This window comes from Burkholderia sp. WP42 (genome assembly GCF_000745665.1).
GTDB lineage: Bacteria > Pseudomonadota > Gammaproteobacteria > Burkholderiales > Burkholderiaceae > Burkholderia > Burkholderia vietnamiensis.
This window is the reverse complement of sequence record NZ_JQJT01000020.1, coordinates 149,846-174,981: the sequence shown is the minus strand read 5'-3', so window position 1 is coordinate 174,981 and position 25,136 is coordinate 149,846. Positions and strand designations below refer to the sequence as shown.

19 protein-coding genes are annotated in these 25,136 nt (G+C 67.1%); 7 read left to right on the top strand and 12 right to left on the bottom strand.

Annotated elements, in window-relative coordinates; genetic code table 11:
- Positions 1 to 77 precede the first annotated feature (77 nt).
- The 5 genes from EX20_RS13615 (at position 78) to EX20_RS13595 (ending at position 5,370) form a co-directional block, all read left to right on the top strand.
- A complete protein-coding gene (locus EX20_RS13615; RefSeq protein ID WP_034193881.1) occupies positions 78 to 1,289 on the top strand; it encodes an MFS transporter in 1,212 nt (403 codons plus the stop codon).
- Between the two features lie 261 nt (positions 1,290 to 1,550).
- Positions 1,551 to 1,979 carry an ester cyclase gene (locus tag EX20_RS13610; protein WP_034193861.1) on the top strand — a complete coding sequence of 143 codons (429 nt, stop codon included), beginning with the start codon at positions 1,551 to 1,553 and terminating at the stop codon, positions 1,977 to 1,979.
- Positions 1,976 to 2,428, top strand: coding sequence for a MarR family winged helix-turn-helix transcriptional regulator (locus tag EX20_RS13605; RefSeq protein ID WP_034193860.1), 453 nt, complete (start codon positions 1,976 to 1,978; stop codon positions 2,426 to 2,428). Before EX20_RS13610 ends, EX20_RS13605 begins: the two co-directional genes overlap by 4 nt.
- Before the next feature lie 592 nt (positions 2,429 to 3,020).
- Complete coding sequence (gene hpnI / locus EX20_RS13600) at positions 3,021 to 4,175, top strand: bacteriohopanetetrol glucosamine biosynthesis glycosyltransferase HpnI (protein ID WP_014725045.1); 1,155 nt, start codon at positions 3,021 to 3,023, stop codon at positions 4,173 to 4,175.
- A 220-nt stretch (positions 4,176 to 4,395) separates the two neighbouring features.
- Complete coding sequence (locus EX20_RS13595; protein WP_034193859.1) at positions 4,396 to 5,370, top strand: lysylphosphatidylglycerol synthase transmembrane domain-containing protein; 975 nt, start codon at positions 4,396 to 4,398, stop codon at positions 5,368 to 5,370.
- 398 nt (positions 5,371 to 5,768) lie between these two features.
- Here the strand turns inward: EX20_RS13595 and EX20_RS31950 are convergent, their stop codons facing one another.
- From EX20_RS31950 to EX20_RS13580, 3 genes are all read right to left on the bottom strand, one after another.
- On the bottom strand, positions 5,769 to 5,999 hold the full coding sequence (locus EX20_RS31950; protein ID WP_106919417.1) for a hypothetical protein: 231 nt from the start codon (positions 5,997 to 5,999) through the stop codon (positions 5,769 to 5,771).
- Positions 6,000 to 6,414: 415 nt separating this feature from the next.
- Positions 6,415 to 7,176: a hypothetical protein gene (locus tag EX20_RS13585; protein WP_011882013.1), complete on the bottom strand. Its 762-nt coding sequence runs from the start codon at positions 7,174 to 7,176 to the stop codon at positions 6,415 to 6,417.
- 153 nt (positions 7,177 to 7,329) lie between these two features.
- The gene (locus tag EX20_RS13580; RefSeq protein WP_034193858.1) at positions 7,330 to 8,109 is read right to left on the bottom strand and encodes an AraC family transcriptional regulator; all 780 of its coding nucleotides are present in this window, start codon (positions 8,107 to 8,109) and stop codon (positions 7,330 to 7,332) included.
- Between the two features lie 142 nt (positions 8,110 to 8,251).
- Here EX20_RS13580 and EX20_RS13575 point away from each other — a divergent pair, with 142 nt between their 5' ends.
- Positions 8,252 to 9,022: an alpha/beta fold hydrolase gene (locus EX20_RS13575; RefSeq protein ID WP_034193857.1), complete on the top strand. Its 771-nt coding sequence runs from the start codon at positions 8,252 to 8,254 to the stop codon at positions 9,020 to 9,022.
- Positions 9,023 to 9,057: 35 nt separating this feature from the next.
- On the opposite strand, the gene EX20_RS13570 is transcribed toward EX20_RS13575, so the two are convergent.
- The 9 genes from EX20_RS13570 to EX20_RS13530 all read right to left on the bottom strand — a co-directional run bounded on the left by EX20_RS13570 (position 9,058) and on the right by EX20_RS13530 (position 23,937).
- A complete protein-coding gene (locus EX20_RS13570) occupies positions 9,058 to 9,885 on the bottom strand; it encodes a M55 family metallopeptidase (RefSeq protein ID WP_011882010.1) in 828 nt (275 codons plus the stop codon).
- The gene (locus tag EX20_RS13565; protein ID WP_014725050.1) at positions 9,882 to 10,982 is read right to left on the bottom strand and encodes a DmpA family aminopeptidase; all 1,101 of its coding nucleotides are present in this window, start codon (positions 10,980 to 10,982) and stop codon (positions 9,882 to 9,884) included. The genes EX20_RS13570 and EX20_RS13565 overlap by 4 nt, the downstream gene beginning before the upstream one ends.
- A complete protein-coding gene (gene gsiD / locus EX20_RS13560) occupies positions 10,982 to 11,875 on the bottom strand; it encodes a glutathione ABC transporter permease GsiD (protein ID WP_011882008.1) in 894 nt (297 codons plus the stop codon). Before gsiD ends, EX20_RS13565 begins: the two co-directional genes overlap by 1 nt.
- A gap of 7 nt (positions 11,876 to 11,882) precedes the next feature.
- Positions 11,883 to 12,803, bottom strand: coding sequence for a glutathione ABC transporter permease GsiC (gene gsiC, locus EX20_RS13555; RefSeq protein ID WP_011882007.1), 921 nt, complete (start codon positions 12,801 to 12,803; stop codon positions 11,883 to 11,885).
- A gap of 76 nt (positions 12,804 to 12,879) precedes the next feature.
- Entirely contained in the window at positions 12,880 to 14,442 is a 1,563-nt protein-coding gene (gene gsiB, locus EX20_RS13550) for a glutathione ABC transporter substrate-binding protein GsiB (RefSeq protein WP_011882006.1), read from the bottom strand.
- 165 nt (positions 14,443 to 14,607) lie between these two features.
- Positions 14,608 to 16,572 (bottom strand): dipeptide ABC transporter ATP-binding protein, encoded by a 1,965-nt coding sequence (locus EX20_RS13545; protein ID WP_011882005.1) that lies wholly within the window; start codon positions 16,570 to 16,572, stop codon positions 14,608 to 14,610.
- 28 nt (positions 16,573 to 16,600) lie between these two features.
- Positions 16,601 to 17,587 (bottom strand): isoaspartyl peptidase/L-asparaginase family protein, encoded by a 987-nt coding sequence (locus EX20_RS13540; protein ID WP_034193856.1) that lies wholly within the window; start codon positions 17,585 to 17,587, stop codon positions 16,601 to 16,603.
- Positions 17,584 to 18,528, bottom strand: coding sequence for a MurR/RpiR family transcriptional regulator (locus EX20_RS13535; protein ID WP_011882003.1), 945 nt, complete (start codon positions 18,526 to 18,528; stop codon positions 17,584 to 17,586). The genes EX20_RS13540 and EX20_RS13535 overlap by 4 nt, the downstream gene beginning before the upstream one ends.
- A 480-nt stretch (positions 18,529 to 19,008) precedes the next feature.
- Entirely contained in the window at positions 19,009 to 23,937 is a 4,929-nt protein-coding gene (locus EX20_RS13530) for an autotransporter-associated beta strand repeat-containing protein (protein ID WP_034193855.1), read from the bottom strand.
- Between the two features lie 668 nt (positions 23,938 to 24,605).
- Here EX20_RS13530 and EX20_RS13525 point away from each other — a divergent pair.
- Positions 24,606 to 24,917 carry a hypothetical protein gene (locus EX20_RS13525; protein WP_034193879.1) on the top strand — a complete coding sequence of 104 codons (312 nt, stop codon included), beginning with the start codon at positions 24,606 to 24,608 and terminating at the stop codon, positions 24,915 to 24,917.
- Positions 24,918 to 25,136 lie beyond the last annotated feature (219 nt).

Here is a 25,136-nt window from a genome sequence, read left to right as displayed (position 1 = left end):
ATCAAATCCGTATTTACCAAGCAGACTGCCACTTCGCAAGCCCGGATGCAGGCAAGCGAGGAAACATGGAGAGAAAGATGGATGAAGATTGCGGTGTAGCGGCCATTGGTATTGGATGCGCGGCGACGGTAAATCGTCTCCCGATGGCAGCGTTGCTCGCGTTGACGATGGCCAGCTTCATCGCCACGGCAAACGAAGCCGTACCGGCCGGCTTGCTTCCGGAGATTGCACGAGGGTTTCATGTGAGCGAAGCGTGGGCCGGGCAATTGGTGACGTGCTGCGCGCTCGGCTCCGGTGTAGCGGCCATCCCGCTGACCGCAGCCGTGCGCAGGTGGCAGCGCCGGCATGTCCTGCTACTGGTGCTCGGCGTCTTTGCGGCTTGCAATGCGATCACCGCAGTGTCGTCGAACTACATGCTGACGCTGGCGACGCGCTTTGCCGTGGGACTCGCCACCGGGCTCGCGTGGAGCCTTTTGGCGTCTTACGCGCGGCGTATGGTTCCCCCGGCGATGCAGGGACGCGCGCTCGCGGTGGCGATGATCGGCATCCCTTTGGCGTTGTCGGTCGGTGTGCCGTTAAGCGTGTGGCTCGGCAGTATGGTCGGCTGGCGCAGCATCTTCGGCATCATGTCCGGAATGTCGCTCGCGCTGATGGCCCTGGTGTGCTGGAAGGTTCCCGACTATCCCGGCGAGATGGCGGGCCAGCGTCTGCCGATGCGGCGAGTTCTCGCTATCCCGGGCGTGCGGTCCGTGCTGTTCGTGGTCAGCGCGTGGATTCTTCCGCACTACATTCTCTACACCTACATTGCGCCGTTCCTCGCATCCGTCGGACTCACCCGCGACATGGATTCGGTGCTGTTGCTGTTTGGTATCTCCGCCATGCTCGGGATTTGGGTAATCGGTGCTCTCGTTGACGGATCGCTGCGTCTGCTGGTGCTGGCTGGACTGGCGGCCTTCGCGATGGTTTCGCTGATATTCGGGCTGGGCGTCACGTCACCCGCGGTTATCTGGGTCGGCGTGGTGATATGGGGCTTCAGTTTCGGCGGTGCGCCGACACTTCTTCAAACTGCCCTGGCCGATGCAGCCAGCGATGGCGCCGACGTTGCGCAATCCGCGCTGGTGACGGTGTTCAATCTCTCGTTTGCTGGCAGTGGGATCATCGGTGGCGTATTACTTGAAACGACCGGTGTCGTTGCATTTCCGTGGGTGGTCTCGTCGCTGCTTGCGATTGGGCTGTTCACGGCATGGCGAGCGAAGACCCACGGCTTTCCGTCCGGGAAGCGCCGGTGAACGGACCGGGCGCCTCGTCAATGGCAACAGATTGAATGCGTTGATGTGCGCGACCGCTTGATTACGGCGGGCATCCCGATATGCGCGCTTTCGGCACCAGGCGGCGTAGCAAGTCCTCGTTCACATCGAATAGTCGAACGCCCGGGTCGGGCACCTACCGAGCCGGGCACTCATTCGGTTGAAATATACAGCCTTGCTGTATATTATTCGTTCCCCCCCTTCGGCCGGGCCGAACGAATCTCCGAACAATTGAGGACAGGCATGAACAGCAACGATCCCAAAGCTGTCGTCGAGCGGTTCAACTACGAAGTGATCCGCGATGGCAATCGAGCCTGCTTCGAAGCGCTCATGGCGCCCGACTTCGTCAACTGGTCCGCGCCGAATGACGCGAGCCGAGGCGCCGAAGCGATGTGGGCAACGTTTGCGTCCATGCTTCGGCCGGCCATTGCCGACATGGAGATCCACATTCACGAGCAACTATGCGACGGTGACAAAGTCACGACGCGGAAGTCGATCACCGGCAAACATGTCGGGCCACTGCTGGGCGTCGACGCGACTGGCGACGATATTTCGATCGACGTCATCGATATCGTCCGCATTCGGGACGGGCAATATGTCGAGCATTGGGGCGTCAATACGCTTGCCGCCGTCGTTGCGCGACTTCGCGAACGCGCGGTGCAGCCGAAATGAGTCGGATCTCCAGGAATGCCTCTAGCGGCCGCGCCGCTGAAGCAGCGGCGTTGGGCGAAGCGATTCGCGATGTCGTCAGCCGTCTGGTCAAGGTCGTTCGCGAGCAAAGCGGTACGCAATCGAACGCGCAGAACGAGACGCTTGCGCTACTCGAACGCTGCGGCCCGGTGAGTATCGCGACACTCGCCGCGCGCAGAGCCGTAACCCATCAGACCATGCGGCTGATCGTGCAGAAACTGGTCGAACAAGGGCTGGTGACCTTGACGGTAGACAATGAAGACCGCCGCGCCTGGGTCGTGGATCTGACCGATACGGGGCGCGCGCAGACTGCGCAGGCGCGAGCCGCACGTTCGCAATGGCTTACCGAGCAACTGCTGACGAAGACGAGCCGCGAAGAACGCGCGGTGTTGGAGACCGCGGTTCGAACGCTCAACAAGCTGATCGACTGAATCGGGCTCGCTCCATCCCTGTTGCGGATGATGACCACTGGCTGGGTGAAGTGCAAAGGGAGACGGCAGCAGTTTGCTGATCCAGACCCCGCATAGCAACTCTGCGGTGGACGATACTTGCACCGCCGTCCGAAATCCGCCGAGGCACGGGCCGGTGCAGACCCCGTGGCGCTTGGCGGACGAAAATCTTCGAAGATGGCATCCCGGATTCCCGCACCACGCAAACCGAGCGTTCTGATGCTCGGCGTCCGTACACGTAAACGTATGCCGCAGCAATACCGCAGCCTGTAAAGGAGCTGCACGACCTGACGGTAGGAACAATCCAGCGGCGAGCATCAAGATGTAAGAATTTAGGCGTAGTCTTGCCAGCCTGGATCGTTTTCAGGATAGCTAGTTCCATGCCGGACAGAGCACATGACCGTTTTCACGACAACCGGAACGATCTTTTGACCGACGCTAGTCCCATCAGGAGCGTGTTCGACACCTCCACACGTCAAAATTTTTCGGCTGCACTGATCGACCACTGCCTGAGTCGATCATTCTCCCACCCGGTCTGCTGCTCATGACCGGACTGGCCGCATTCGAAGGTACGATGCGGGCAGCCCATCTGCTGCTCGTTGCGCTGCTGGGTATCTCAGCTTCGGCGGCCGTAGGCGGCATCATTTATACGTTGCTGGCAAGCGTATTGATGTCGCGCTTTTTTGCGCGCCCGACTTCAGTTCCCTCCAGCTATCCGCCTGTCACGGTCGTCAAGCCGCTACACGGTAACGAGTGGAACCTGCTCGATAACCTGTCGAGCTTCTTTCAGCAGGATTATCCGGGCGACGTGCAGTATCTGTTCGGCGTGCACGATGCGGCTGACCCTGCGTTGGAGGCGGTCGAGATGCTGCGCACGCTCTACCCCGACGCGTACATCACGGTGGTAGCGGATGCCCGCCTGTACGGGCCGAACAGGAAGATCGCCAACATCGTGAACATGCTGACGCAGGCGGCCCATGATGTGATGATCTTTGCGGACAGCGACGTCAGTGTGAGCCCAGAGTATTTGCGCAGCGTCGTAGGCGAATTGCAAAAGCCGGGCGTGGGCCTCGTGAGCTGTATCTATCGTGGAAAGTCCGCGCCGGGGTTCTGGCCACGCCTGGCTGTCAATGCGATCAACTATCAGTTCGTTCCGGGCGTGGTGACCGGCCTGACACTGGGGCTGGCCAAACCCTGCATGGGACCGACCATCGCAATGCGCCGCGCGACGGTGGACAAGATCGGCGGTTTCGAACAGTTTGCGCATCACCTCGCCGAGGACCACGCGATCGGTCAGGCCGTGCGCAAGGCCGGCGAGCGCGTCGTGATTCCACCGTTCTTCATTTCACACGCCTGTGCTGAAACGAGCGCCGCAAGCCTGATCTCGCACGAATTACGCTGGAGCCGCACGATCCGCTCCATCGATCCGGCGGGCCACCTGGGCTCTGCGCTGATGCATCCGTTTGCGTTCGCCACGCTGACCATCGTACTGTCGGGCGCCGCAAGCTGGTCGTGGTCGCTCGCCGCGATCGCCCTGCTGGCCCGCCTTTGGCTGAAGCTCCGGGCGGACCGGGCCTTGTGCCATCCCCATCGCGAGCTGTGGCTGCTGCCGATATGGGATATTGCGTTGTTCCTGATCTTCCTCGCGAGCTACAGTTCGACCCTGGTCACCTGGCGCGGCTTCACTTTTCACGTGGACCGGAACGGCATGCTACATTCAAAACGCTGAAAGCTGGTACGAGTGCGGCCGCCGGCCGTGCTATGCAGCGTCGCGCTTCGCACTCGGGGTAACGCCGCTGCTGCTGGAACGATCCTTACATCCGCATGCTTATTCATATTCTTCCGCTTACGTCGGCGCAGCGCACCTCGCGAACGCCAGGCCACGTTGCCCCGCGGCGAGTTCCGGGGCGGCTCCTTTGAGCAGGCCTTTCAAACGTAATACGGCGACGATGCTGGCTGTGCTTGGCGTTGGACTGGCCGTGGGGGCACCTTTCATAGTGGGCTCCCACCAGTCGCTTGCCTGGCTGCGGACCGTCTCGATGCAGATGTTCCTGGTGTTGGCGGCAAGCGCCGCTGCGAGCGCGCTCGGCAAGGCTGGCAAACAGCACCTGATACAAACGGCACTGGGCTTGCGTCTTCCTTTCGGACGCACATATGGCATCGCCCTCGTGACCGATTCTGCCTTTCTCGTCTCGCCCCTGGGGGCGGCAGGATATGGCGTCAATATCGGGTTGCTGCAGCGCGCTGGAGCCTCGTGGGCAACAGCCACGACGGTCGTCGGCGCCGACCAGGCGCTCGACCTGGCTTTCTTGGCCGTGGCGGTTCCGATCGCGATTGCGTTCGCTGTCGGTCCGCTGGCTCAGGTCGTGCCGAGGCCAAACGTGTCGATGGTCGTCGGAATGCTGGCAGGTGTCGCGATTCTTGTAGCGACGCTATGGGCGTGCCGCCGGAAAGTCGCGAGCGCGCTGGATGCTGCATGTGGCCGCATTCAGTGGCTCGGGAGCCAGCGAGCCCGGTGGGACGGGTTCCGCCAGAGTGTGCGCCGGCAAGCGGGGCTGCTCATGATGGGGCCTCGCCACCGGTTTGCCGGCTTGCTCGTCTTCACTACGCTGCAATGGCTGCCGCGCTATGGCGTCCTGTGGTTCGTGCTGCTCGAACTCGGCTACCGGTTGCCGTTCGGATTCGTTGTGGCGGTGCAGGCCGTGGTCCTGCATGCGGCGCTTTGGACCGGGATACCGGCCGGCGGTGCCGCCGGCGACTTGGCGCTTGCGGCAGCATTTGCAAACTGGATTCCGCAAGATGCCATGGCGTCGGCTCTGGTTCTTTGGCGCTTCGCGACGCTTTATTTCCCGCTGATCCTCGGTGCCGCGGCCTTCTTTGCTTTTGCCTGGCGGCGGGGTTCGGTAAGGCCGACTACGGAATAAGAACCTCGGAAATCATTGAGGCATGCTGCCGCACGTCTTTCCGATCCGGACCGAAAACGCTGCGCGTTCAGCATGATCGGGCGATTCCGAATGTTGAAGCGCGCAGCAGCTTGCCGATCAGACGCGCCTTCGCGCTCCATCAGATCCGGCACGGATTGCTCGAACGGCGGGCTTTAGTCCTCGTCCGGACGCTCGCTACCTGCTTACCCGCTGCCCGTAGCGCCGGGTAGCGCAGCCATGTACTTCGCCATGGAAAACACCCCAAAGGTCGGATCGGAGCCAACTTCTGGGGTGCAGTGTGCGGGCTTAGCGCACGTCAGCGAAGACGTGCGAAGGACGCGTTCAGGCCGCGAGAAACCTCATGCCAAGGAACGCGGTTGCTGAAACGAATCGCGCGCTCAGGCCTTGACGTTGATGATCGTCCCGACTTGCTGGCCGCTGCTGTTCACGCTCGGCGCCGGCTGCGCAGCTGCTGCCTGGACCGCCTTTGCGCCCGCATCGTCGCCGTCACCGTCGACATCGGGACCGACTTCGCGGGCTTCCGACGACGTCATGCCGCGTTGTGCCGTTTGCGCAGTCTGAATCGGGAGTTGGAGTTGTTGGTTACCGCCAACAGAAGAAACGCTCATGTACATCTCCTAGAGGTTGCGAGCATACGTATGCTGCTCACCTCGGTTAACGGTCGTCGAGCGCGAAGGGAATAGGCGGATATATGGAACGCAGTATTGTGCTGGGCAGATAGCGCGCGAAATATTGATGCAATAAAGCCCGCACTCTGCGGGCGACGAGAACTGGCCGATTGCGGTCGCGGTCTCGAAACGTAATCTTGCGCCAACCGTTGGCCGAGGCTCCGGCATGGCCCGCATGACCTTCGGTTCCGGGAATGCGAATTCATCCCGTCGATGCAGCGAATGGATAAGACCGCTGCGCCGGCGTATCGAAGGCGCCACCATCCTCTGCGGGCATTGGCCACCACACCGCGCGTTCCATGAGCCGCGCCTATTTGCACCCTCGTCGCCCGCGGCCCCCTCCTGACGCTATCCGCTAACGCGGAATCGAATCGAGCAACTTGTTGAACGGATCGACCTGCGCCATCAGACCTTCGTCGAGCCCATCGATCGCACGTCGGAGATCGCTGTCCAGCGCATCGATCGACGAATAGCTGTACGGGTCGCCAGACTGTTTCCAGTTGACGTGTTGTCGGAGAATCGCATCGTATGTGTCGCTCTGGAACATGACGATGTCGCCGATCACCCGGCGTGTGAAACCGTGAAAACCGCCGGGCGTGACATAACCGGTGCCGACGCGCAGGAACAAGACCGCATCGCTACCCTGATAGGGCGAGCCGCTTGCCTGCCACATGCGGTGTGCGTCCGGTTTGAGCGTCGGCAAGCCCGGCGCCGATGCATCGACCTCCTGCACCGTGAAGCCATGATTTCGCAGGACCGTTTCGATACTGTCGGTGAAGCGCCGGTTAAGCCCCGTATCGCCGAATCTGGCGGTGACGAGATCATTGAGGGATGTCGGCGAATCGTTGTCGTGCTTGCCGAGCCCGACGCCGACGGCCCCTGCGACAGCCCCCATGGCGAGCGCGCCCACTACGCCGACACCTGGAATCGGAACCGGAATGTGAATCGGGCCGGACGGCCCCACCGTGATGTACACGGCCTTGCCTGGATAGACGACCGTCACAGTCTTGACCGCACTCACTCTTTCAGCATTGACTTCGGAGGTCGTATCGCGCGCATGGCCCGCGATCGAAATCAACAGCATCAAAGCGGCGAAACCGGTTTTTTTCAGCAACATGTCCGTCTAATCTCCACGCGTATTCATCGGCCAAACATCTACTGGACCCACGCGTTAACGGATTCGCGACACAAAGCTTGAGCAACAGACGGACAAGCGCAAGTGCGCTACGGCAATTACCGGCCCCCACATTTCTGCAATTGCTGCCACTCCCTACCGCCGCACCTCCACATACCGACTCGGCGTCTCGCCCAGAATCCGCTTAAACGCGGACGTAAACGCGCTCGCGCTCGCATATCCGAGGTCTAACGCGACACGCGTGACCGGCTGTCCGTCGCTCAGCCGCGCGATCGCCGCGAGCATGCACACCTGCTGACGCCACGCCGCGAAGCTCACGCCGGTCTGCGCGCGGAACAGTCGCGTGAAGGTGCGCCGGCTCACGCCCGCATCGGTCGCCACCTGGTCGAGATCGGCCGAGATCGACGGCGACTCCAACAAATGCCGGCAGATCTTCGCGAGCCGCGCGTCGGCCGGCAGCGGCGCGTGCAGCGACAGCTGCGGCATCGTCGCGATTTCCGCGACGAGCAGCGCCATCAGCTTGCCCGGCCGGCCCTCGACGTCGTACATCGGCGGCAGATCGATCGCGTCGTCGAGCAGTTGCCGCAACAGCGACGACACGCCGTACACGCCGCACCGGTCCGGCAAGCCGACGGACTGCGCCACATCGGGCGACACGAACGCGTTCAGCATCGTGACCGGCCCGGTCATCGTCATCTCGTGCCGCACGCCGGCCGGTACCCAGCACCCGCGCTGCGGCGGCACCAGCCAGCGCCCGTGCGGCGTCGACACGCTGATCGTGCCGCGCGACGCGAACGCGAACTGCCCGCGCGCATGTGCGTGCTCACGGAAAGTCGTGCCCGCCGCGTAGTCGTTGGCAGTGACCACCACGCTCCGCGGGATATGTTCGTAAGGGTCCAGCAGCGTATTTCTCACGGCCCGAATTCCATCGTCAATGACCCGATATCGAAGGCGGGTCACCTTCGATCGATCTACGATCCGCTCCACGCCTGCGCGACCGCACGGCCGCGCAACCCGACGGCCGAACCGGCCGGATAGCGACTTCATCGGAGCGAACATGCCCAATACGTTTCATCGCGTGGGGGACGGCCCCCACCCTGTTCTCGTGCTGCACGGCTGGTTCGGCGACGCACATGCGTTCGAGCCCGTCGAACCGTGGCTGTCGCGCGAGCGCTTCACCTATGTCTTCATGGACTACCGCGGCTACGGCCGCATGCGCAATGCGCACGGCGCGTATTCGATCGCCGAAATCGCCGCCGACACGCTCGCGCTCGCCGACACACTCGGCTGGCGCACCTTCAGCCTCGTCGGCCACTCGATGGGCGGCATAGCGATCGAGAAGGTCGCCGCCATCGCGCCCGAACGCGTACGCGCGCTGGTGCCGATCGCGCCGGTCCCGTGCGGCGGCCTGCCGTTCGACGCGGCGCGTCGCGCGCTATTCGAACGCGCGGCCGACAGCATCGCCGCGCGCCGGACCATCATCGAGCGCAGCACCGGCAGCCGCCTGCCCGCCGCCTGGGTCGAGTGGAAAGCCGCGTATTCTGCATCCCGCTCGTCGCCGACGGCGTTCGGCGCGTACTTCCGCGCCTGGGCCGACACGGATTTCAGCGACGAAATTGCAGGCCGTCATCCGGTCAAGGTGCTGATCGGCGAACACGACCCGGCGTTCGACGCCGCGCTGATGGCGCGCACCTATCTGCGCCGCTACCCGCGCGCAAGCGTCGACGTGCTGCGCAATGCCGGCCATTACCCGATGAACGAAACGCCGCTCGCGCTCGTCGCCGCGATGGAACGCTTTCTCGACGATGCAGCGACCGCGCCCGCCTGATGCGCCGCCGCTGCGCGGCATCGGCTCGGCACGCATCACCGCAGCATGAACGACATGGCCGACAGGCTGTTCAGCGTGCGCACGACGTGCTCGACCGACGGCGCGTCGAAGCGCAGCGTCACCGCATCGACCCGCTCGAGCGACGGCAGCACGCAGAACAGATCGGCGAGCGCGGCGCTCTGCACGCGCACCGTACACGCGGCCGGGGCAGTCCGATGCGCATCCGCGTGCCAGCCGGACGCAAGCGCATGCTCGACGGTTTCGCGTGCCGCGACCGCAATGCGCCCGCACGCTGCGGCGGGCGTCAGCGTGTCGCCGCTCGATGCGCCGCCGGCCGTCTTGAGCACCTCGAAACGCGCGTCCGGAAACAGCGGCCGCGTTTCGTCGACGAACACGTCGTCGCCGGACGCCAGCGCGACGTGCGCGCCGTATTCGCGCGCGAGCGCGCCATACAGCCCCGCTTCGCCGAGCTCGACGCCGTTCACCCAGACCTGCGCGAACGCGAAGCTGTTGATCGTGTGCGCCAGCACGCCGCGCGTCTGCGATTTCGAGTGAAAGCCGATCATGAACACGAGATCGGGCCGCTGCTCGAGGCCCGCCATCATCCCCAGCGTGCGCGGCTTGCCGAGCACGACGCGCGCGCGTGCATCGAGCCCGTCCGGCAGCAGGTTGCGGTATCCGCCATGCGAATCGTTGACCCACACGGCCTGCGCGCCGCCGGCAAATGCGCCTTCGATCGCCGCATTCGCCTCGCCGGTCATCCAGCGGCGCGCGCGTTCGTATTCCGGATTGCCGGCGCGGGTCTGCTCGACGGCGAATACGCCGGCCACACCTTCGATATCGGTTGAAATCAGAATTTTCATGAGCGGGTAGGAAGTCCGTCGTCTTGGCCGCCGAACAGGCGGTCGAGGTCGTTCACCGCATCGCGCAGCGACTGCCGCACGTGGCCGTCGCGGCCGGTCACCGTCACGGCCTGCAGCAACGCGTCGACGATCGCGTGCTCGACGCTTTCGGCCGCGGCCATGAACAGCGGATCGAGTGCCGCGTCGGCGACGAGCGCCGGCAGCGACACGGTCGACGCATCGTGCGCGATCGTGTACGCAGTGGAAAACGCCAGCGCGAGGTCGCCGCTGCCGTGCCCGTAGACCGAACCGGTCCGAGCGAGGCCTGCGCCCGCGCGACGGGCGAGCCGTGACAGCTGGCGCGCGTCGAGCGGCGCATCGGTCGCGAGCAGCACGATGATCGAGCCCTGCTCGGGCGCCGTCGCGTCGGTTGCCTGCGCGCGCGATACGCACGATACAGCGCGCCGCTGCGCGACGATGCGCCCGACCGGCACGCCGGCGAGCGTCAGCATCGGCAGCCGGCCGAAGTTCGCGAGCACGAGCGCGCCGACCGTATAGGGCCTGCCGGCAGCGACCGCCACGCGCGACGCGGAGCCGATGCCGCCCTTCAGGTCGAAGCACGACATGCCGCGCCCCGCCCCCACCGCGCCGCGCGCGAAGTCGCGCGACGCGCTGAGGCACGCTGCGTCGTAATGCGCGGCCGTCACCGCGAACGCCTGGATGTCGTTCAGATAGCCGTCGTTGCATTCGAACACGAGCGGGTTGACGGTCGGCCAGTCGCGGCCGATCTGCGGGTTCTGCGCGATCGCCGCGCGAATCTGCGCGTTGGCGAGCACGCCGACGCCGAACGTGTTGGTCAGCGCGATCGGCGTCTCGAGCGTGCCGAGCTCGTCGACCTGCACGAGCCCGACGCTCTTGCCGAAGCCGTTGATCACCGCAGCGCCCGCCGGCACCTTGCTGCGATACAGGTCGCCCGCGTGCGGCTTCACGACGGTGACGCCCGTCTGCACGTCGCCGGCCGCGAGCGTCGCGTGGCCGACGGTCACGCCCGGTACGTCGGCGAGCGTGCCGCGCGGGCCGGCCGGCAGCGTCGCCGACCACATCGGTACGCCAGCCATCAGCGGCGCTCCAGCTTCGGGTCGAGTGCGTCGCGCAGCCCGTCGCCGAGCAGGTTGAACGCGAGCACGGTCAGGAAGATCGCGAGGCTCGGGAAGATCGCGACGTGCGGCGCGCTCACCATGTCGGCGCGCGCCTCGTTGAGCATCGCGCCCCACTCGGGCGTCGGCGGCTGCGCGCCGAGGCCCAGGAACGACAGGCTCGCGGCCGTGATGATCGACGTGCCGATCCGCATCGTGAAGTAGACGACCACCGACGACACGGTGCCCGGCAGGATGTGCCGCATGATGATGGTCCAGTCGGACGCACCGATGCTGCGCGCCGCTTCGACGTAGGTCATGTGCTTGAGCATCAGCGTGTTGCCGCGCACGAGCCGCGCGAACGCCGGGATGCTGAAGATCGCGACCGCGCAGATCACGTTGACCATCCCGTTGCCGAGGATCGCGACCACGCCGATCGCGAGCAGGATGCCCGGAAACGCGAACAGCACGTCGGCCACGCGCATCGTGATGCGGTCCCACCAGCCTTCGTAGTAGCCGGCGAGCAGCCCGAACAACGTGCCGACGAGCGCGCCGAGCGCGACCGAGAAGAACCCGGCCGCGAGCGAGATGCGCGTGCCGGCGACGATCCGGCTGAAGATGTCGCGGCCGAGCGAATCGACGCCGAACCAGTGCACGGCCGACGGCCCGGCGTTCAGCGCGTCGTAGTCGAAATAGTTCTCCGGATCGAACGGCACGATATGCGGGCCGACGAATGCGAGCACGACGAGCGCGAGCACGAAGCCGCCGGCCACCAGCGCGACGGTCTGCTTGCGGAACTTGCGCCAGAATTCGCGCCACGGCGTGCGGATCGCGGTCGATGCGGCCGTCGCCGCCGGCTGGACAGTCGCGTTCATGCGCGCCTCACTTGAACCGGATGGTCGGATTGATGACCGCGTACAGCACGTCGACGGTCAGATTGATCAGGATGAACTCGAGCGAGAACAGCAGCACGATGGCCTGGATCACCGGGTAGTCGCGCATCGTCACCGCATCGACCAGCAGGCGCCCGAGCCCCGGCCAGTTGAACACGGCCTCGACGACGATCGAGCCGCCGAGCAGGAAGCCGAACTGCAGCCCCATCATCGTGACGACCGGGATCATCGCGTTGCGCAGGCAGTGCTTGAGCACCACCATCGGCTCGTGCACGCCCTTCGCGCGCGCGGTGCGCACGAAGTCCTCGTTGAGCACCTCGACGAACGACGCGCGCGTGAAGCGCGCCATCACGGCCGCGACCGCCGCGCCGAGCGTCAGCGACGGCAGCACGTAGCTCTTCCACGTGCCGTCCGGCACGACCGGCAGCCAGCCGAGCTTCACCGAGAAGATCTCCATCAGCAGCATCCCGAGCGCGAACGCCGGAAACGAGATGCCCGACACCGCGATCGTCATCCCGAGACGATCGGGCCAGCGGTTGCGCCACACGGCGGACGCGATCCCGATCGCCATGCCGAACGCGGTCGCCCACACCATGCTGACGAGCGTCAGCAGCAGCGTCGGCATGAAGCGCTCGCCGATCTCGGTCGACACCGGCCGCTTGCTGCGCGTCGACGTGCCGAAATCGCCGTGCGCGATCTTCACGAAGAAGTTCGCGAACTGCGCGGGCAGCGGCCGGTCGAGCCCGAGATCGGCGCGCACCAGCGCGACCGTCGCGTCGTCGGCTTCGGGGCCGGCCGCGAGCCGCGCGGGGTCGCCCGGCAGCAGGTGCACGAACAGAAACACCAGCACCGCGACGAGCGCGAGCGTGGGCAGCAGGCCGAACAGGCGTTTGACGAGAAAATTCAGCATGGGGCACCGATCGAATCAGCGCGCGGGCAGCGCGGGCAACGTGCGCCGCCCGCGCCGCGCGGCAGGCGAAGCGCCGTCATTTCACCGAGATTTCGTCGAAGTTGAACGAGCCGTCCGGCATCACGTAGATGCCGTGCAGCCGCTTGCTGCGCGCGTACACGATCTTCTCCTGCACGAGGAAGATCCACGGCGCATCGGCCCACACCTGCTTCTGCGCGTCGGCGTACAGCGTGGCTTTCTTCGCGTTGTCGGTCGTCTCGAGCGCCTTCGAGAGATCGTCGTCGACCGCCGCGTTCTTGTAGTACGCGGTGTTGTAGAGCTTCGGCGGCGCGGAGGTGGACGCGAGCAGCGGCGACAGCGCCCAGTTCGCCTCGCCGGTCGACGCCGACCAGCCGCTGTAGTACATCCGCACCGGCGCCGTCGCCGGGTCCTGCGCGCTCTCGACCTTCGCGACCCGCTCGCCGGCCTCGAGCGCCTGCACCTGCACCTTCACGCCGACCTGCGCCAACTGCTGCTGGACGAACTGGATCAGCTTCTGCGCGGTCGAGTGGTTGTACGCGGACCACAGCGTCGACTCGAAGCCGTTCGGATAGCCGGCCTCCTTCAGCAGCGCGCGCGCCTTGGCCGGATCGTACGGCCACGGCCCGAGCTTGGTCGCGTATTCGACGCCGACCGGCGCGACGCCCGTCTGCGGCGTCGCATAGCCGGCGAACACGACCTTCGCGAGCGCTTCCTTGTTGACCGCGTAGTTCAGCGCTTCGCGCACCTTCGGATTGTCGAACGGCTTCTTCTGCGTGTTCAGCGAGATGTAGCGCTGGATGATGGACGGACGCTCGATCAGGTCGACCTTCGGGTTGTTCTTCAGGTCGGCGGCCTGCTCGAACGGGATCGTGAACGCGAAGTCGGCCTCGCCGGTCTTGAGCAGCGCCGCGCGCGTGTTGTTGTCGACCACCGGCTTCCAGTCGATCGAGTCGATCTTCGGATAGCCCTTCTTCCAGTAGCCGGCGAACTTCTTCACCTTCATGTCGTCGGTCTGCTTCCACTCGACGAACTCGAACGGCCCGGTGCCGACCGGATGCAGCGACACGTCGCGCCCCCACTTCTTCAGCGCGGCCGGCGAGATCATCACTGCCGACGGGTGCGCGAGCGTGTTGATGAACGCGGAGAACGGCTCGCGCAGCGTGAAGCGCACGGTCAGCGGATCGACCACCTCGGTCTTCTCGATCACGCGGAACAGCCCGTAGCGCTTCAGCTTGTTGGCCGGGTCGGTCACGCGGTCGAAGTTCGCCTTGACCGCGGCCGCGTTGAAGTCGGTGCCGTCGTGAAACTTCACGCCCGAGCGCAGCTTGACGGTGTAGGTCTTCGCATCGGGGCTCGCCTCATAGCCGGTCGCGAGCACGTTGACGAGCTTCATGTCCTTGTCGAAACCGAACAGCCCTTCGTAGAACGACTTGACGACCGCTTGCGACACGGTGTCGTTCGCGTCGTAAGGGTCCATCGTCGTGAACGTCGAGTACACCGCGACCACCACGTTCTGCTGCGCGAAGGCCGGCACGGCGGCCGTCAGCGCGAACGCGCCGGCGAGCGCGACGAAGGATGCGCGCGGACGAAACATCGGAAACGGATGCGGCTGGTTCATGTTGCTGGGCTCCTTTACGTTCCTCTACGTGGATCGACGACGCCCAACGGGCGTTTCGGTTTCGACTTCCTGCTGCGTGACGCGCATCGGATGCGCTGCCGGGGCGACCCCGAACCGTGGGCCCGCGGGCACTCGATTCAAATCCGGTTCGACGGGACATCCCGGCTAATACGCGCCGCCGACGCGATGCGCCGCGACGTAATGATCGGGGCCGACCGCGACGAGCGGCGCGACGACGGGCTCGTCGCCGATCGCGCGGATCGGGCTCGGCATCTCGTCGGCGGCCAGCTGGCGCGGCGCATGCCGGCGCGCGGGATCGGCCACCGGCACCGCGTTCATCAGCTTCCTGGTGTACGGATGTTGCGGCGCCTCGAACACCGCGCGGCGCGGGCCGATCTCGACGATCTGGCCGAGGTACATCACCGCGACGCGATGGCTGATGCGCTCGACGACGGCCATGTCGTGCGAGATGAACAGGTAGGCGACGCCGAGTTCGCGTTGCAGGTCGAGCATCAGGTTCACGATCTGCGCCTGCACCGACACGTCGAGCGCGGACACCGATTCGTCGGCGATCACGACCTTCGGGTTCAGCGCGAGCGCGCGTGCGATCGCGATCCGCTGACGCTGGCCGCCCGAGAATTCGTGCGGATAGCGACGGGCGGCGTCGGGCGGCAGGCCGACCTTGTCGAGCAGCCAGTCGACGCGCGCCTGCGCGTCGCGGCCGCTCGACACGCGGTGCACCAGCAGCGGCTCCATGATCGAGAAGCCGACCGTGAGCCGCGGATTGAGCGAGGCGAACGGGTCCTGGAAGATGAACTGGATGTTCCGGCGCAGCGCCTGCAGGTCATGGCCCTTCAGCGCGCTGATGTCGCGGCCGTCGAATTCGATCGAGCCGCTCTGCGATTCGACGAGGCGCAACAGCGAACGGCCGGTGGTCGACTTGCCGCAGCCCGATTCGCCGACGAGCGCGAGCGTCTCGCCCGCGTGCAGATCGAAGCTCACGCGCTCGACCGCATGCACGTACTGCAATACGCGGCCGAACACGCCGCTCTTCACCGGAAACCGCGTGACGAGATCGCGCACGCGCAGGATCGGCGACGCGGCGCGATCGATCGAGGCGTGTGCGCTAAGGTCGGTGGCGGGTTGGGGGGCGTCGACGGGGTTTAGTGCGTTGGGCGTAGTGGCTACATTGGCCGTTGCGGCCGCATCCTCCGCCGACACGGTCGCACGCGTCCCATCCACGCTCAACAACGGGAATTTCTCCGGCGTATCGGTGCCCTGCATCGAGCCGAGCCGCGGCACGGCCGCGAGCAGCGCACGCGTGTAGCGATGCGCGGGCGTCGCGAAAATGCGCTCCGACGCACCCTCCTCGACCTTCTCGCCGCGATACATCACGAGCACGCGATCGGCCACTTCGGCGACCACGCCCATGTCGTGCGTGATGAAGATCACGCCCATCTTCATTTCGTCCTGCAGCCCGCGGATCAATTGCAGGATCTGCGCCTGAATCGTCACGTCGAGCGCGGTGGTCGGCTCGTCGGCGATCAGCAGCGCGGGCCGGCACGACAGCGCCATCGCGATCATCACGCGCTGGCGCATCCCGCCCGACAACTGGTGCGGATAGCGCGCGAACACGCGGCGCGCCTCGGGAATCCGCACGAGATCGAGCAGGCGCAGCGTCTCCGCGCGCGCTTCCGACGCGCCCTTCGACTGGTGCAGCGCAATCGCCTCGCTGATCTGGTCGCCGACGGTAAACACCGGGTTCAGCGAGGTCATCGGCTCCTGGAAGATCATCGCGATGTCCGCGCCGCGGATGCCGCGCATGGCCGCCGCGCTCGCCGCGGCCAGATCGACGAGCGCGCCGCCGCGACGCCGCAACACCATCCGGCCGCTCGTGATCTCGCCGCCGCCGTGCTCGACGAGCCGCATCAGCGCGAGCGACGTGACCGATTTGCCGGAGCCCGATTCACCGACGATCGCGAGCGTCTCGCCGCGATCGACGTGAAACGACACGTCGCGCACGGCGTCGAACGTCGCGTTCTCCCGGCGGAACGTCACTGACAGGCCGTCGACGGCGACCACGCGCTGCTCCGGCAGCACCAGCGCGGACGGGGTTCGGCTCGAAGTCATCGCGAAGGTCTCCTGGTTCGATCGGCAATCACGCCGCGTCGTCGCGGTAGATGCCGACCACGGGCGCCGCGCCGACACGCGCGTAGCCGCGATACATGCCTTCCGTGTTGAACGGCATCGCGACGTTGCCGTGCGCATCGACGGCGATGATCCCGCCGCGGCCGGCGAGGCGCGGCAGCTTGTTCATCACGACGTCGTGCGCGGCGTCGGCGAGCGATGCGCCGCGATACGCGATCTGCGAGGCCACGTCGTGCGCGGTCGCGAGCCGGATGAACATCTCGCCGGTGCCGGTCGCGGACACGGCGCAGGTCGCATCGTCCGCGTAGCAGCCGGCGCCGATGATCGGCGAATCGCCGACGCGGCCGGGCTGCTTGTTCGTGATGCCGCCCGTCGACGTCGCCGCCGCGACATGGCCGTGCACGTCGCACGCGACCGCACCGACCGTGCCGTGCTTGCGGTCGGGGTCGAGCGGTTCAGGCGGCTGGCCGGCGCCGAATGAGAAAGTCGCCGCGTCGTGGTCGAGCATCGCGCCGGCCGCCGCGCGCGCCCGCAGCCATTGCGCATGACGCGCTTCGGTGTCGAAGTAGCCGGGTTCGACGAGTTCGAGCCCCTGCGCGGCCGCGAATGCATCGGCGCCCGCGCCGGCGAACAGCACGTGCTCGCTCGCTTCCATCACGCGCCGCGCGGCCAGCACCGGATTGCGCACGCGGGTCGCGCAGCAGATCGCGCCGGCCGCGAGCGTCGCGCCGTCCATCACGGCGGCGTCGAGTTCGTGCTTGCCTTCGGCCGTATAGACGGCGCCGCGCCCCGCGTTGAACAACGGGCAGTCTTCGAGCATCCGCACCGCGACGGTCACCGCGTCGAGCGCGCTGCCGCCGCTGGCGAGCACGCGTTGCGCGGCTTGCAGGATCGCGTCGAGCTCGGCGCGGTAACGGCGTTCGGTATCGCTGTCCATCGCGTCGCGCAGGATCGTGCCTGCGCCGCCGTGAATCGCGACGATCGCGCGTGAAGTCATGTCTTGTTCCGATCGGTGGAAGATGGGCTCGGCGCCGACGGTGCGGCTTGCGGCTGGAGCAGCCACGGCAACAGGAATTCGGTCATCTCGGCCGCGGACTTCGCCGAGCGATGCGTGCGCAGCGCGACCGCGTCGATCAGCGCTTCGATCATCGTCAACACGGCCGCTTCCGAGGTGGCCGCGAAGCGCCGCTCGGCCTTCACGTAGAGATTCAGCGAGGCGACCGGGGCCAACGGCGAGCCAGGGCCGTCGGAAATGCCGAGCACGCGTGCGCCGCGCGCGGCCGCGCGGCGTGCGAGCTCGACCGTGTCCTTCACGTAGCGCGGCAACGCGAGCGCGATCACCAGATCGCGCGAATCGGCCGTGTACAGACGCCGCGCCGCGTGCGTCGGGCCGCCGAGCAGCGCGAGCGACTGCACGTTGTCATGACACACCGACAGGCCGTGCTCCATCAGCCCGGCCAGGAATGCGCTGGAGCCCGCGCCCAGAATCAGCACGCGCCGCGCGCCGACGATCGCCTCGACCGCCGCCTCGACGTCGGCCGCATCCAGTTGCGTGCGCGTGTTCTCGATGTTGGCGACGGCCTGATCGAACACCGCGTCGATCCACGCCGCGCCGCGCACGCCCTGCTCCTGTTCCTGCGCGGAGCGCAGCCGCTCGACCGGGCCGAGCGTCGCCTCGAAGCCGCGCACGAGCGCCGCGCGCATCGCCGGATAGCCGTCGAAGCCGAGCGCCCTCGCGAAGCGGTTCGCGGTCGCGATGGACGCGTTCACCGCTTGCGCGAGTTCATCGATGCGCATCGTCGCTGCGCGAAACGGATTCGCGAGCACGTATTCGCCCATCCGGCGGTGGATCGGCGTCATCCTCGGCATGGCCGACGCGATGCGCTCCGCGATCGCGGACTCGTCGTGATTTGCTTCGGGCGGAACGAGTGGCGTCATGAATGCTGACTGGAAGGTGGATGAAAATCAATTTACACAATCCATCGGGAGGAAAAAAATAAATTTTCAGCGGCGGTGTCACGTGCTCGTCGCGTTTAGTACGACGGACCGGTTTTGCGGCGGAGGGTGGGCGGCGGCGCGCCCGCGTGCGCGCGGGCGTAGAGCGTTCGGCCGGTGCAGAGAGGGAGTGGGATCGAACCGCGCGCCCTCGGGAAAACCCCGAGCAAGTCGGTTCGCGTGCGGATGTGGGAGGAGCGGAGTTGGCTGTGGTGTTGGCTTCGATATCGGTGCGGTTGGCGGCTTTGGCTTTGGCTTTGGCTTCGGCTTCGGCTTCGGCTTCGGCTTCGGCTTCGGGGGGGCATCGGCAGCGTCAACTTGAAACCACCGCCGCTCGACAACGTCCGCCCGTCGCGTGACAGCAGTTCGTCGATTGCCGTCACGCGAGCGGCCGCCCCCGTCCGTTTCCCGGGGGCAACGACATCAGAACCGGTGATTCACCCGCACATACGCGGACTGCGCCGACACATGACTCGTGTCGATCGTCGCATCGAACCCGAGCGATACGGTGGTCGTCTTCGCGGCCTGCAGCGTGACGCTGGCGCCCGTGGTCAGGAACGAACGCGGCAGGTCGGTGCCCGGCGCGGCGAACACGGTGCCGTCCTGGCTCTGCACCTGCACGACGCGGCTGCCGCGCAGCACCTCGTGCGCATAGCCGACGCGAAGCTGCACGTCGAGCGACCGCATGGCATCGCCGAACGCCTTGTCGAGCGACACGCCCACATAAGGCTGAAGGCTGCGCGCGTTGTCGGGGCCGACGTTCAGGTTCTGGCCGTTCGCGCCGCTCTCGCCGAAGCCGCTGCCGCGCACGTACGCATACCGCAGCCCGACGTGCGGCGTGAAGCGGAAACCGCCCGCCTCCATCGGCAGGCTCGCCTGCGTCGCCGCGGTGAACTCGTGGCCGAGATGGTCGCCTTCGGCCGTACCCGCGCTGCCGAACGGCCGCTTCTGCGACAGGAAATCGAGCCCGTAGCCGAGCGTGGCCGACAGGTTGACGGCACCGACCGGCTGCGCGCCGTACAGCGCGACGCGCAGCGTGTCGATGGTGCCCGATGCACCGGTCGTGTCTTCGCCGAGCGTGGTGTGCGTGTAGCCGCCGGCCCCACCGACCGTGGCGCCGCCGAGCCGTCCCTGCGCGCCAGCCAGGAATCCGTACGCGTGCGTCAGGAAGCCCGGCGCGCCGCCCGTGCCGCCCACCTTGGTGCTCGAACCGCTGGCGACGGCCCATACGTTGCGGGAGCCCGCCGGGTCGTCCTGTGGGCCGGCGAGACGGCCGAGCAGCGTCGAGCTGGCGTCCTGCGCCTGCAGCAATGCGGTCGTGCCGAGCGCCGTGTAGATCGACGTCTTGGTCGGCGCGATGACCGTCGGGCCGGTCGGCGTGCCAGGGCCGCCCGGCTCCGCGAGCAGCAGGTCGACCGCGTTCGCGCCGTAGTCCACCGACGGCTGCAACGCGCCGAGATTCGCGCCGGCCGTGGTCGCGCCGATGTTCGCGAAACGGCCGGTCACGCCGTTGGCCGCGCTGAGCAGCGTGTAGCGGCGCGCGGTATAGGTGCCGGGATCGAACAGGACGGCCAACGAACCGTCGAGCGTCGCCGCGCCGCCTACGCGCAGCTGCGACGCTTCGGTAGGGCTGACCTCGATCGACAGCGTGCCGCTCGCCGCCTGCGCATAGTTGCCGCCGACGGACAGCGTTCCGATCGAGCCGCCCGGCGCCACGACGCCACTGCTGCTGACGTCGCCTGCCACCGTGCCGTGACCGCGCAACGTGCCGAGTGCATTCACCACGACATTGCCGCCCAGCACCGCCCCGGCATTCGCCGCGTCGCCGACGGCCACCGTGCCGCCCGCCACCGTCGTCGTCCCGGAGAACGCGGTGCTGACGCCGTTCAGCGTCAGCGTGCCCGCGCCTTGTTTGACGAGGCCGCCGGTGCCGACGAGGCTGCCGCCGAAGGTCTGCGACGAGTCGTCGGACAGCGTGAGCGCGCTGCCGCCGAGCACCACGCGACTGCCCGTCACGCCGGACAGATGCGCGACCGTCTGGCTGCCGGCCGCGGACAGGTCGAGCGCGGCCGTCGAGCCGGCGAGCGTGACCGACGTGGACGACGCGAGCTGGCCGGCGCCGGACAACGCGAGCGTGCCCGCGTCGACCATCGTCGCCCCGGTGTAGGTGTTCACGCCGGACAGCGTTTGCGTACCGCCCGCGACCGTCAGCCCGCCCGTGCCGTTGACGGTCCCGCCGAACGTGCCGGCCGCATTGGCGAGCGTCAGCGTGCGAGCGCCGAGCGAAACGGTACCCGTGCCGGTGAGCGCATTGATCGTGGCGCCGAAGGTCGTCGCCGAAATATCGAACGTACCGTTGTTGACGACGCCGCTGGACGCCACAAGGCTACCCGACCCGGTCAACGCCAGCGTGCCGACATTGATCGACGTCGCACCGGTGTAGCCGTTGGCACCCGATAGCGTCTGCGTGCCGCCCGCGATCGTCAGTCCGCCGCTGCCGTTGATGGTTCCACCGAACGTGCCAGCCGCGTTCGCGAGCGTCAGCGTGCGGCCGCCGAGCGCAACGGCGCCCGTACCGGTAAGCGCATTGATCGCGGCCCCGGAGGTGGTGCCGGAGATGTCGAACGTACCGTCGTTGACGATCCCGCTCGATGCCGCGAGGCTGCCCGAACCGGTCAACGCCAGCGTGCCGGCATTGATCGAGGTTGCACCGGTGTAGCCATTGGCACCCGACAAGGTCTGCGTGCCGCCCGTGACCGTCAACCCGCCCGTGCCGTTGATGGCGCCGCCGAACGTGCCGGCCGCATTGGCGAGCGTCAGCGTCCGGCCGCCGAGCGCGACCGTACCCGTGCCGGTGAGCGCATTGATCGCGGCCCCGGAGGTCGTCGTCGAAATATCGAACGTACCGTTGTTGACGATGCCGCTGGACGCGGCAAGGCTGCCCGAGCCGGTCAACGCCAGCGTGCCGGCATTGATCGACGTTGCACCGGTGTAGCCGTTGGCGCCCGACAGCGTCTGCGTACCGCCCGCGACCGTCAGTCCGCCGCTGCCGTTGATGGCGCCGCCGAACGTGCCGACCGCATTCGTGAGCGTCAGCGTGCGAGCGCCGAGCGCAACGGCGCCCGTGCCGGTGAGTGCATTGATCGCGGCCCCGGAGGTCGTGCCCGAGATGTCGAACGTGCCGTTGTTGACGACGCCGCCGGACACAGCGACGCTGCCCGATCCGCTCAACGCCAGCGTGCCGGCATTGATCGAGGTTGCACCGGTGTAGACGTTGGTACCCGACAGCGTCTGCGTCCCGCCCGCAATCGTCAGCCCGCCGCTGCCGCCGATGGTGCCGCCGAACGTGCCGGCCGCATTGGCCAGCGTCAGTGTCTGGCCACCGAGCGCGACCGTGCCCGTACCGGTGAGCGCGTTGATCGTGGCGCCGGAAGTCGTCGCCGAGATGTCGAAGGTGCCGTCGTTGACGATCCCGCTCGATGCCGCAACGCTGCCCGCCCCGCTCAACGCCAGCGTGCCGGCGTTGATCGACGTTGCACCGGCGTAGCCATTGGCGCCTGACAGCGTCTGCGTGCCGCCCGCCACCGTCAGCCCGCCCGTGCCGCCGATGGTTCCGCCGAACGTCCCGGCCGCGTTGGCCAGCGTCAGCGTCTGGCCGCCGAGCGCGACCGTGCCCGAGCCGGTGAGCGCATTGATCGCGGCCCCGGAGGTCGTCGCCGAAATATCGAACGTGCCGTTGTTGACGACGCCGCTGGACCCCGCAATGCTGCCCGCGCCGATCAGCGCGAGCGTGCCGGCGTTGATGTTGGTGCTGCCCGCATAGCCTGCGGCGCCGGAGATCGCGAGCGTGCCGCTGCCCGCCTGTACGATGCTGCCCGTGCCGCTGATGGTGCCGCCATACGCGACCGTGTCGCTGCGGTTGAACGCCAACGTGCCGTTGTTGACGATGTCGCCGGCGACGGAGCCGGTGGTCCCTCCATTGCCGATCTGCAACGTGCCGGCGTTGATCGTGGTGCCGCCGGTATAGGTGTTCTCGCCCGTGAGCGTGATCGTTCGGCTCCCGCTCACGTCCACGCCGCCGGCCCCGGATACCACGCCCGACACCACGAGGTTGGTCGTGGTCGAATCGAAGGTCACGCGGGATGCCACATCGCCGAGCGTGATCTGGTTGGACAGCGTGAGCCCCGCGGAGCCCGCGGTGATCTTGGTCGCCGCCCCCGCCGACACCTCGATGTCACCGACGATGTTGGACCCGGTGACCAACTGCAGCGTGTTGTTCGTGCCGTTGAACTGGATCGCTGCGGCCCGCGTCACGCCGTCGGCGTACAAGCCGCCCGCGATCGTGCCGCCGTTGACGATGACACTGGTGCCGTTCACGATGATGCCGGCGCCCGCGGCCCCGCCATTGCCGGCGCCGCCGGTGATCGTGCCGACGTTGGTCAGCACGGTGAACCCGCTCGCCAGGTTGACGCCCGCGCCGCTGGCGCCGGCCGTGCTCGCGCCCCCGCCGCCGGCCCCGCCCACGCCGCCGACGATGGTGCCGATGTTGGTCACCTGCGAGCCGCTGCCGAGCGTGAGCAACCCGTCGCCACCACCGCCGCCGCCGCCGGCGAAGCCACCGCCGCCGCCGTTGCCGCCGTTCCCGCCGATCAGCGTGCCCTGGTTCGACACGTCGGCCGCGGGCGTCACCATGACCAACGCCGCGCCGCCGCCGCCACCACCGCCGCCGTTCGACACCGGCCCCGACGTGCCGGCCCCGCCATTGCCGCCGGTGCCGCCCTGCACCGTCATGCCGCTGTTGACCGTCACGCTGGTGCCGGTCGAATACACACCCGCGCCGCCACCACCGCCACCGCCGGCGAAGTTGAAGCCGTCGAACGCCTGACCTGCGCCGCCCTGCACGTTCGCGTTGATTACCACATCGCCGGCGAGCGCCGCGGCAGGGGCTCCGCCCGGGCCGCCCTGGCCGCTGTCGTTCATCGCGCCGGTGCCGCCTGTCCCGCCCGACGTGGCGCCGCCCGGAATCTGGACCGTGTTGGGGCCGCTCAGCGTAGATGCACCGCCGCCGCCGCCGTTACCGCTGCCCCCGTTGCCGCTGCGGTCAGGGGTGCCGCTGCCGCCCGCGGCGCTGCAATTAGCGATGGTGCTGGGCGCACATGTGACGGCCCAGGCCGGAACGGCCGCGCCGGCCAGACCCAGCGACACGCCAATGGAAACGATGGAAGCGCAGCGGCGCGCGGGTGTGGCGCCATGGCTGGCGTCGACCCCGCCGTGGGATGCTTTGGTGTGCTCGGATACCACTTGCGGAGCGCGCAAGCTGCGGCTCCAGACCAGCCGATAAACGCGGTTCATGTCGGTCCCCTCGGTGCGTAGACGCATGGGCCGGGCGTTGGTCCACGAGACGCTGGACCGATGGCGCGACGGACCCGTTCTAGTTGAATTTCTTCTGTTGCGCGCCGGTCCGCGGATACTGATTTTTCTGGCCCATCGGTCGGGCGCACGCGCGCGCAATATAACATCTGCGCGCCGATTATTGCCTGCTGGTTACGAAAAACGCGCCGCTTCGCGGAGGCACGTCGTTTGCTCCCGTGCGGCGGCGAGCGAGCCGCTTTCGCGCGTTGTCGGGCGTGCAAATCGATGGTCGCGGCAACGATGCACGGCGGGCGCTGCGCAGCGCCTGCGGCGCGCCCGTCACACGGCCCTTCCCGCCCGCGGCGATCACTTACAATTCGTCCGGTTCGATCGTCGCTGCAGGTTCCGTTCTTGCAGCCCTCACACCGCGACACACGCGCCGTGTCTCGTTGCGCCTACAACTGAATACCAGCCATGCCGGATTTCCGTCTTTTGCCTCGCACGACATTCGCGGCCGTCGCGTCATCGCAGGCGTCGCGTGCCGCCGACGGCCCGCCGGCGCGCGTCTCTGCCGCGCCGTGCGCCCGAACACGCGATGGAAGCCGCACGAACGCGCATGCCGTCGCGATCGCGCCGCGCCGGCGCGCGCCGGCCGACGGAGCAACGCGATGAGCGGGCTCCTGAACGACAGCACCGGCGACATCGTCGCGCTCGCGACGCTCGCGGTGCTTTACCTCGGCGGCGTCGGGCTCGCGCTGTGGCGAATTCGCGCGGCCGCGCCGCGCGGCAAGCTCTACTGGATCGTCTGTATCGCGCTGCTGGCCGGCGGCGCCGTGGCGATCACGCAAAACCTGTCGCCGGAGCACGACCACGGGGAAATGCCGCCCGGTTTCGCGCTCGGCGTCGAAGCGGTACTGCTCGGGCTCGCACTCGTTGCCGCCGGTTGCGCTTGGGTGATGTTGCGGGGGCGTCGCGGTTGATATCTGCGGTGTCAGCCGCGCGTCCGTCACGCGTGAACGACGATGCATATGCCGGGCAGCGCTGAGCTGCGGATGCGTCATGCAGACGGCGCCCGTGCGGTGACGAGCCAGCACGCGGCATCGAAACTCAGGTCCGTGCCCTGCACGTAGCGATCGAGCGTCGCGGCTGATACCGGCGGTGTCATCCGCATATCCGTCACGCGTGAGCGACGACGCATA

Excerpts from the sequence above, each read along its gene's own strand:
- EX20_RS13540 (WP_034193856.1), bottom strand. The coding sequence starts at position 17,587 with ATGACTTCACGCGCGATCGTCGCGATTCACGGCGGCGCAGGCACGATC.
- EX20_RS13525 (WP_034193879.1), top strand. The coding sequence starts at position 24,606 with ATGAGCGGGCTCCTGAACGACAGCACCGGCGACATCGTCGCGCTCGCG.
- EX20_RS31950 (WP_106919417.1), bottom strand. The coding sequence starts at position 5,999 with ATGAGCGTTTCTTCTGTTGGCGGTAACCAACAACTCCAACTCCCGATT.
- EX20_RS13535 (WP_011882003.1), bottom strand. The coding sequence starts at position 18,528 with ATGACGCCACTCGTTCCGCCCGAAGCAAATCACGACGAGTCCGCGATC.
- EX20_RS13570 (WP_011882010.1), bottom strand. The coding sequence starts at position 9,885 with ATGAAAATTCTGATTTCAACCGATATCGAAGGTGTGGCCGGCGTATTC.
- EX20_RS13545 (WP_011882005.1), bottom strand. The coding sequence starts at position 16,572 with ATGACTTCGAGCCGAACCCCGTCCGCGCTGGTGCTGCCGGAGCAGCGC.
- EX20_RS13585 (WP_011882013.1), bottom strand. The coding sequence starts at position 7,176 with ATGTTGCTGAAAAAAACCGGTTTCGCCGCTTTGATGCTGTTGATTTCG.
- EX20_RS13575 (WP_034193857.1), top strand. The coding sequence starts at position 8,252 with ATGCCCAATACGTTTCATCGCGTGGGGGACGGCCCCCACCCTGTTCTC.
- EX20_RS13530 (WP_034193855.1), bottom strand. The coding sequence starts at position 23,937 with ATGAACCGCGTTTATCGGCTGGTCTGGAGCCGCAGCTTGCGCGCTCCG.
- EX20_RS13595 (WP_034193859.1), top strand. The coding sequence starts at position 4,396 with ATGCTGGCTGTGCTTGGCGTTGGACTGGCCGTGGGGGCACCTTTCATA.
- gsiD (WP_011882008.1), bottom strand. The coding sequence starts at position 11,875 with ATGAACGCGACTGTCCAGCCGGCGGCGACGGCCGCATCGACCGCGATC.
- EX20_RS13610 (WP_034193861.1), top strand. The coding sequence starts at position 1,551 with ATGAACAGCAACGATCCCAAAGCTGTCGTCGAGCGGTTCAACTACGAA.
- gsiC (WP_011882007.1), bottom strand. The coding sequence starts at position 12,803 with ATGCTGAATTTTCTCGTCAAACGCCTGTTCGGCCTGCTGCCCACGCTC.
- gsiB (WP_011882006.1), bottom strand. The coding sequence starts at position 14,442 with ATGAACCAGCCGCATCCGTTTCCGATGTTTCGTCCGCGCGCATCCTTC.
- hpnI (WP_014725045.1), top strand. The coding sequence starts at position 3,021 with ATGCGGGCAGCCCATCTGCTGCTCGTTGCGCTGCTGGGTATCTCAGCT.
- EX20_RS13565 (WP_014725050.1), bottom strand. The coding sequence starts at position 10,982 with ATGGCTGGCGTACCGATGTGGTCGGCGACGCTGCCGGCCGGCCCGCGC.
- EX20_RS13605 (WP_034193860.1), top strand. The coding sequence starts at position 1,976 with ATGAGTCGGATCTCCAGGAATGCCTCTAGCGGCCGCGCCGCTGAAGCA.
- EX20_RS13615 (WP_034193881.1), top strand. The coding sequence starts at position 78 with ATGGATGAAGATTGCGGTGTAGCGGCCATTGGTATTGGATGCGCGGCG.